Raw genomic sequence first — 7,357 nt, 5'->3', positions numbered from 1 at the left:
GCCGTCATCGAGATTGAAGAAGGGGGAGGCCTCGCGGCCTCCCCCTTCTTTGCGTTTACGGGCTTTTGTCTCACATAGTAGCTGTGTTTTATAACCCTCGTTTGTCGCATCTTCTGTGAACGGGCTACAATAGCTTAGTCTGTGCAATATGGAGGTGAACATGGCTGAAGCTGGTATCGGCGTTGATATCGTCGAGATTTCCCGCATGAAATCTATTCTTGAAAAGACGCCGTCGTTTGCTCGGCGTGTGTTTACCGAAGAAGAGCGTGCGTATTGCGATGCATCATCGCGTCCCGCTGCTCACTATGCCAGCCGCTTTGCTTCGCGCGAGGCGGTGCTTAAAGCTCTCGGCACGGGTTTTAGTCAAGGCGTGGGTCGCAAGGATGTTTCGGTAACGCGTGATAAACTCGGCAAACCGAAGGCGCTGCTTTCGGGCCGTGCTCTCGAGATCGCTCAAGAACTGGGTGTTGTTGAGGTCGCTCTTTCCATTACGCTTACGGGAGACTTGGCCGTTGCGAATGCCATCGCGATTACCGAAGATGCTCGGCCTAAGCCAAAAGAGGAAAAGGTGAGCAACAAGAAACGCGTTGCGCAGACATTTAAAGAGGCTCGCTCTGTTTTAGATGAGCTTGAGCAGCTGCAGAATTCAGCATTGACGGAGCACCTGGGCGATGCTTCGCAAGATACGCTAGGAGCATAGATGAAACCGGTTTTGAGTACCGAAGAAGTCGTTCGTCTCGAGGACATCATCGAACGCGAAGGGACTTCGAAGGCCGAGCTTATGGAGCTAGCGGGTGAGTTTGCCGCTAACGAGGTCTTGAAGCTCAATCCCGATCGGGTTCTCGTTTTGGTCGGTTTTGGTAATAATGGCGGCGACGGTTGGGTTGCCGCCGATATCCTGAGCCATAAGGGTGTGGACGTGGATATCGTTTCTCCGGTTGAACCGGATGAGATTCCTGCTGCTCTGGCACGTCATGTTGCTCGTCGTACTGCCGGCCGCGATGTGCACGTTTGCGTCGGCCCCTCGCGTGATGAACTCGAGGTTTTGATCGATAAGGCCGATGTTGTTGTCGATGCCATTTTTGGTACCGGTTTCCACGGGAATCTGCGTGCGCCGTTCTCCATTTGGATTCCTACGGTCAATGAATGCGCCGATTGTGTCGTATCCATTGATGTCCCCTCGGGCCTGAATGCAGAGACGGGCGTTGTTGATGACGACTGCATTCGTGCCGAGCGCACGGTGACGATGATTGCGCCCAAGATTGGTCTGTATAGCGCTGATGGTCCTGAGTATGCTGGCGATTTGATCTGCGGCAATCTTTACGACCGTCTTGACGAGGTCATCGATGATGTCGACCACGCCGCCGAGATTGTCGAGCCCGGTGACTTAGTTGATTACTTTGCTCCGCTACCATCGAATATCGATAAGTATTCCCGTGGCTCCGTGCTTATTGTCGCCGGATCTGCGCAATATCCTGGTGCTGCCATTATGGCGGCCAAGTCTGCAGCTCGCGCGGGTGCTGGTTACGTGGCAGTCGCGGCTCCTGACGCCTGCGCCAATCTCATTCGCATGGCACTTCCTTCGATTCCGGTCTTTGCTATTCCGTCTGATTCCCGCGGCTCCTTTGGCGCCGCTGCGCGCATGACGGTGTGCGAGATCGCAAAGAAGTACAGCTGCGTGCTGTGCGGTCCCGGTATGACGACGTCTGCCGGCGCTATGCAGGTGGTTTCGGGCTTGCTCGAGCTTGATGTACCGCTAATTTTGGACGCCGATGCACTCAACTGCCTTGCTAAGATTGCCATTGACGGTATTGATAGTAACCCCGAGATGTATCGTCGCGAGCAGCCGTTGGTTATGACGCCGCACTATCGTGAGCTTTCGCGTCTGGTTGCCGGTGACGAGGTGAACGACCTTGGTACTGCGATTGCAGCTGCGCAGAAGGTTGTCTGGGCTGCAGGCTCCGACAATCTGGTGGTCATAGCCAAGGGGCCGACGACGGCTATCTGTGGCGTTGAGCGCGTGCTGCTGCCACTCTCGGGTCCGGCTTCTCTGGCAACTGCCGGTTCTGGTGATGTTCTCGCGGGTATTTTGGCCGGCACGCTTGCCACCATGCGCGACGAGATGGATCGTTGGGAGCTGCTGTATTCGTACGCCGTCGCACTTCACAGCTACGCCGGTTTTGCTGCGGCGACGGAGTATGGTGAGAAGAGCGTTATCGCGACCGATCTTATCGACTTGATCGGTCCTGCCATGGAGCTGGCGGCAAAGGATGCGCTCGAAGATCTGGGAATCATGGACGAAGGGTCGGATGACTAATCATGAATAAAGCCGATTTGACGCGCTGGTCCTGGGTCGAGATCGACCGCGGGGCGCTCCGTCGCAACACGAGGGCCTATAAGAACTTGCTGAATCCGCGTCAGCGCCTGTGCTGCGTGGTCAAGGCCGATGCTTATGGTCATGGAGCTGTTGAGTGCGCCAAGATCATGTATTCGGCCGGTGCCGACATGTTTGCCGTGGCGACGGTTAACGAGGGCGTTGGGCTCCGTCAGGGCGGAATTACTAAGCCCATCCTGATTCTAAGCGAGCCGCCTATCGAGGCTATTCCTGCATTGCTCGAATTCGATATCATGCCCTCGGTCTATACGTCTGACTTTGCTCTTGCGTATGGCGAATGTGCTGTCGCGGCGGGCAAAGTGGGCAAGTACCATCTTGCCATCGAGACGGGCATGAATCGTATCGGCGTTCACTACACGCAGGTGCTCGACTTTGTCCGCGGTATAAATTTCCATCGCGGTATTCAGTGCGACGGCGTATTTACGCACTTCGCCACGGCCGATGAACCTTCGGGCTGGGACTACAAGCTGCAGTGCCAGCGTTTTACCGAGGCCGTTCAGGCCATTAAGGATGCGGGCTTTGAGTGCGGTATCGTGCATTGTGCCAATACGCCATCCTCGATGCTCGATTCTTCAATGCACTTTGACATGATTCGTGCCGGCATCGGTTTGTATGGTCTGCAGCCATGTGAGCTGAGTGGTCGCGTGATGCAGCTTGATCCCGTCATGAGCGTCCACGCGCGTGTGACGCGCGTGGCACACCCTGCGATGGGCGAGGGCGTGGGCTACGGCTTTACCTACCGCGTACCGCGCACGCGCGTTCAGATCTGCACCCTTCCGATCGGTTATGCCGATGGCCTTTCGCGTACGCTTTCCAATCGTATGGACGTGCTGTATCGCGGCGAGCGTGTGCGTCAGGTGGGCAATATCTGCATGGACCAGTTTATGGTCGCCATTCAGTCCAACCCGGCGCATGAGATTCCCGAGGCCGAGTATGGTGACGAGATGATCATTGTCGGCCGCGATGGAGATGCCGAGATTACCATGGACGAGATGGCGCGCCTACGCGGCACGATTAACTACGAGGTCGCTTGCGGCTTTGGTATGCGTCTCGACAAGGTCTACGTGTAGGAGTCGCTATGGGCGTCATGCACATTCCCGGCCATAGCCATCAGGCGCCGCGTGAGGTCGCACTCGAGGAGATCGAGGCCGTTCTGGGCGATTGTCACCTTTGCCAGCTTTACCAGTCGCGTCACAACATCGTGTTTGGCGTGGGAAACCCCCGCGCTCGCGTGATGTTTATTGGCGAGGCGCCGGGCCGTAATGAGGATTTGCAGGGCGAGCCCTTTGTGGGGGCGGCAGGCGAGGACCTCAACGGCATTTTGTCGCTGGCGGGGCTCAAACGCGAAGACGTCTACATTGCCAACGTGCTTAAGTGCCGCCCGCCGGGAAACCGCAATCCGCGCCCCGAGGAAGTGCTGGCTTGCTCACCGTTTTTGCGCGAGCAGATTCGAAGCATCTGGCCCGATATCATCGTGACGCTCGGCAACCCCGCAACGCACTTTGTGCTCAAGACCGAGATCGGCATTACCAAGCTGCGCGGCAGGTTCCATCAGATTGGGCACTTTGTGGTGATGCCCACGTTCCATCCGGCAGCAGCGCTACGCAATCCAGCGTGGCAGGAGCTGCTGGAGGAAGACTTTAAGATGCTGGGCGACTATCTGGGGCGACATCCCGCACCAGAGGACGCCTCGGAATAATAAGGAGCATATATGTCCCTGGAGCGCCTGGGGGTAGGTACTTACAAAACGACTTGCGCTGCCGATACGGAGTACTTTGGCGAGCTAATTGCACCGTGCCTTGAGGACGGAGATGTGCTCATCCTGACCGGTGGCCTGGGAGTGGGCAAAACTCACTTTACCAAGGGCGTCTCGCGCGGGCTGGGCGATGGGCATATGGTTACGAGTCCTACGTTTGCGCTCATGGCCGTTCACGATCAAGGTCGTATTCCGCTGTTTCACTTTGATCTATACCGCCTGGAGCATGCCTACGAGCTCGAGGATACGGGCATTTTCGATGTGCTGGGCTATGAGGGTGCTTGCCTGCTGGAATGGGGCGAACAATTCCAGGACGAGCTGACGGATGAGTATCTTTCGGTGACGCTCAGGCGTGATGAGGGCGACAGCGATGTGCGAACGATAACGCTTGAGGCGCACGGTGACCGCGCAATGGAGCTTTCCCATTTGATTGATAAGGCTGTACAAGATGAGCTTGCATAACGACAACGCGCTGGTGGTGGCGCTCGATACCTCGACCGACATGCTTGCCTGCGCGGCAAGCTGGATCGATGGGCAGACGGGTGAGACGAAGCTCGTGAGTGGCGACCACATGTGTCGCCGTCACGCCAACGTTGAGCTCGTGAATACCGTTGATGGCGTGCTGGCTCAAGCCGGTCTGGATCGCAGCGATGTTGGTTGCTATGTGGTCGGCCGCGGCCCGGGGTCCTTTACGGGTGTGCGCATCGGCATCTCCACTGCCAAGGGCCTCGCGCGTGGTGCCAATGTTCCGCTGCTGGGCGTGTCGACGCTCGACGCTTGCGCTTGGACGGCGTGGAAGGCTGGCGTGCGCGGCAAGCTTGGTATCTTGGCCGATGCTATGCGCGGTGAGGTATATCCGGCGCTGTATATGCTGGTCGATGAGGGTCCCGAGCGTCAATTTGAGCGCGAACACGTGGTCAAGGCCGCCGTGGCGCTCGATGAGTGGCGCCAAGCAGCGGACTGGGGCCAGGTTCAGCTGACCGGTGACGGTCTCGTGCGCTATGGCAAGCTGCTGGGTGAGGACGAGACCGCCCGCTGCGTGGAGCGCGACCTGTGGTGGCCTTCGGGCGAGGGCTTGCTGCTCGCGCACGCTGCGGGTGACGGCGATCCGGCTCGCGTCCTGCCGATTTACACGCGCCTTTCGGATGCCGAGGAAAACGAGCGCAAGCGTCTTGGTCTTGCTGAGAGTGCACAGAGCGAAATTACGGGCGTTGCCGATGAGCTCGCCGGTCGTCATCTGCAGTTCCGTCCCATGGGCGCGGCGGATGCCGAGGGCGCGAGCGCGCTAGAGGCTGCCTGCTTTGAAGGTGCCGGACACGAGGCGTGGACGCCGGGCATGTTCCTGTCCGAACTGGGCGAGGACGTCGCTGCGCCGCGTAGTTGGTGGGTGGCACACGACGACGGCAAGCTGCTGGGCCTTGCCGGCGGTATGGTCGTGGACGGTGATGTGCAGATTCTGGATGTCGCCGTCGACCCGGCACATCGCCGTGAGGGCATTGCCCGCAAGCTGCTGTCGCATGTGAGCTATGATGCCCAGATGCTCGGCTGCACCACGGCTTCGCTCGAGGTCGAGGACGACAACAAGGGAGCGATCGCGCTTTATAACGCTCTGGGCTTTACCGAGGCAGGATGGCGCCGCGGCTATTATGGTGCCGGCAAGGATGCCATCGTCATGACGGCTCCGCTGCCTCTGGTGCTTCCGGTCGACAATGCCTCGCCCGAGCCGACGGCGGCAGAGCAGCGCGTATGGCCGCTGCCTGCGCCTAGGCGCTCCGAGGGGGAGCGTGCCGAAATTGAGCGCCGCCGCCTAGTGCTCGCTATCGAGAGCTCCTGCGACGAGACGGCGGTGGCGATTATCGATGCAGATGGCAATATGCTGGCCAACCAGGTGTCGACACAGATTGATTTTCACGCCCGCTTTGGCGGCGTGGTGCCCGAGATCGCCTCGCGCAAACACGTTGAGGTGATTGTGAGCGTCGTGGATGCGGCGCTCGAGGATGCCGCAGCATCGCTTGGTCTTGAGGGTGGAGCCATTGCCCCTAGCGAGCTTGCCGCCGTGGGCGTGACACAGGGTCCGGGCCTGGTGGGCGCCCTCGTGGTGGGCGTTGCCTTTGCTAAAGGCTTTGCCTACGCTGCCGGTAAGCCGCTCGTATGCGTCAACCATCTGGAGGGGCACCTGTTTGCCAACTTGCTGGCGCAGCCCGACCTCAAGCCGCCGTTTATCTTCACGCTCGTCTCGGGCGGTCATACCATGCTTGTTCACGTCAAGGCGTGGGGCGACTACGAGGTGCTCGGCGAGACGCTCGACGACGCCGTGGGCGAAGCCTTCGACAAGGTGGCAAAGGCGCTGGGCCTGGGCTATCCCGGTGGCCCCATCATCTCCAAGCTTGCCGAGACGGGCAATCCCCGCGCGATTGACTTCCCCCGTGCGCTTAACAGCAGGGGGGACTATCGCTTCTCGCTTTCGGGCCTCAAGACGGCGGTGACGCTCTACATCGAGCAGGAGACCAAGGCTGGGCGCACGATTCACCTGCCCGACCTAGCGGCCTCGTTTGAGGCGGCGGTCTTTGACGTGCAGTACAAGAAGGCCAAAAACGCCCTGCACGCCACCGGGTGCAAGGAGTATTGCATCGGCGGTGGTGTCTCGGCTAATCCGCATCTGCGCGAGATGATGATCAAGAAGCTCGGGCGTCAGGGGATCCGCGTAACGGTGCCACCGCTTTCGGCGTGCACCGACAATGCCGCCATGATCGCAGAGGTTGCCCGCCGTAAATTCGACCGAGGAGAAATCTCGCCGTTCGACGTCGACGCCGATCCAAACATGACGCTGTAGCTGGTACGGCGCGGTCCCCGGACGGAGGGGCCGGATATAAGGTTTCCTGCTCTACAGTCCTGCGCAAGACGAAGGCCACATTAAGTGGCCTTCTTTGCGTGCGGAACTCGCGATAAACCTTATATCCGGCCCCTCCGTCCGGGGACCTTTCTGTATCGATATAGCTTCTGAGCTGGTTTGGCGTCGACAACGTCCGGCAAGGTTAGCCAGCTGCGTCGAATTTCCGGCGTGCTTTAGCTGAAAGAAAAAGATGGTGTGCGGAGCTTTGCTCCGCATTTGGGATGGGAGCCCCTGAGAGCCGCGGGAGCCGGGCGGCGCATATGAACTTTATCGCGAGTTCCGCACGCAAAGGAAAGCACTTAATGTGCTTTCC

The 7,357-nt window shown here is 59.1% G+C and carries 6 protein-coding genes; all 6 read left to right on the top strand.

Annotation, left to right across the window (positions count from 1 at the left end; translation table 11 throughout):
* Nucleotides 1-160: 160 nt before the first annotated feature.
* From acpS to tsaD, 6 genes are read left to right on the top strand one after another with little or no spacing between them, the layout of a single operon-like run.
* Nucleotides 161-700, top strand: a complete 540-nt coding sequence (acpS, locus tag DWZ15_RS10110) for a holo-ACP synthase (RefSeq protein WP_118450795.1) — start codon at nucleotides 161-163, stop codon at nucleotides 698-700.
* Nucleotides 701-2,317, top strand: a complete 1,617-nt coding sequence (locus DWZ15_RS10105; protein WP_082435564.1) for an NAD(P)H-hydrate dehydratase — start codon at nucleotides 701-703, stop codon at nucleotides 2,315-2,317.
* 2 nt (nucleotides 2,318-2,319) lie between these two features.
* The gene (gene alr, locus DWZ15_RS10100) at nucleotides 2,320-3,465 is read left to right on the top strand and encodes an alanine racemase (RefSeq protein ID WP_118450793.1); all 1,146 of its coding nucleotides are present in this window, start codon (nucleotides 2,320-2,322) and stop codon (nucleotides 3,463-3,465) included.
* An 8-nt stretch (nucleotides 3,466-3,473) separates the two neighbouring features.
* Entirely contained in the window at nucleotides 3,474-4,094 is a 621-nt protein-coding gene (locus DWZ15_RS10095; protein ID WP_118450791.1) for a uracil-DNA glycosylase, read from the top strand.
* A gap of 12 nt (nucleotides 4,095-4,106) precedes the next feature.
* On the top strand, nucleotides 4,107-4,613 hold the full coding sequence (tsaE, locus tag DWZ15_RS10090; protein WP_089573670.1) for a tRNA (adenosine(37)-N6)-threonylcarbamoyltransferase complex ATPase subunit type 1 TsaE: 507 nt from the start codon (nucleotides 4,107-4,109) through the stop codon (nucleotides 4,611-4,613).
* Nucleotides 4,600-6,984 carry a tRNA (adenosine(37)-N6)-threonylcarbamoyltransferase complex transferase subunit TsaD gene (gene tsaD, locus DWZ15_RS10085; protein ID WP_118450789.1) on the top strand — a complete coding sequence of 795 codons (2,385 nt, stop codon included), beginning with the start codon at nucleotides 4,600-4,602 and terminating at the stop codon, nucleotides 6,982-6,984. Before tsaE ends, tsaD begins: the two co-directional genes overlap by 14 nt.
* Nucleotides 6,985-7,357 lie beyond the last annotated feature (373 nt).

It is taken from the genome of Collinsella sp. AF29-7AC (assembly GCF_003475665.1).
GTDB lineage: Bacteria > Actinomycetota > Coriobacteriia > Coriobacteriales > Coriobacteriaceae > Collinsella.
Note: the sequence above shows the minus strand (reverse complement) of the source record. Positions and strands in the feature narration are given on the sequence as shown.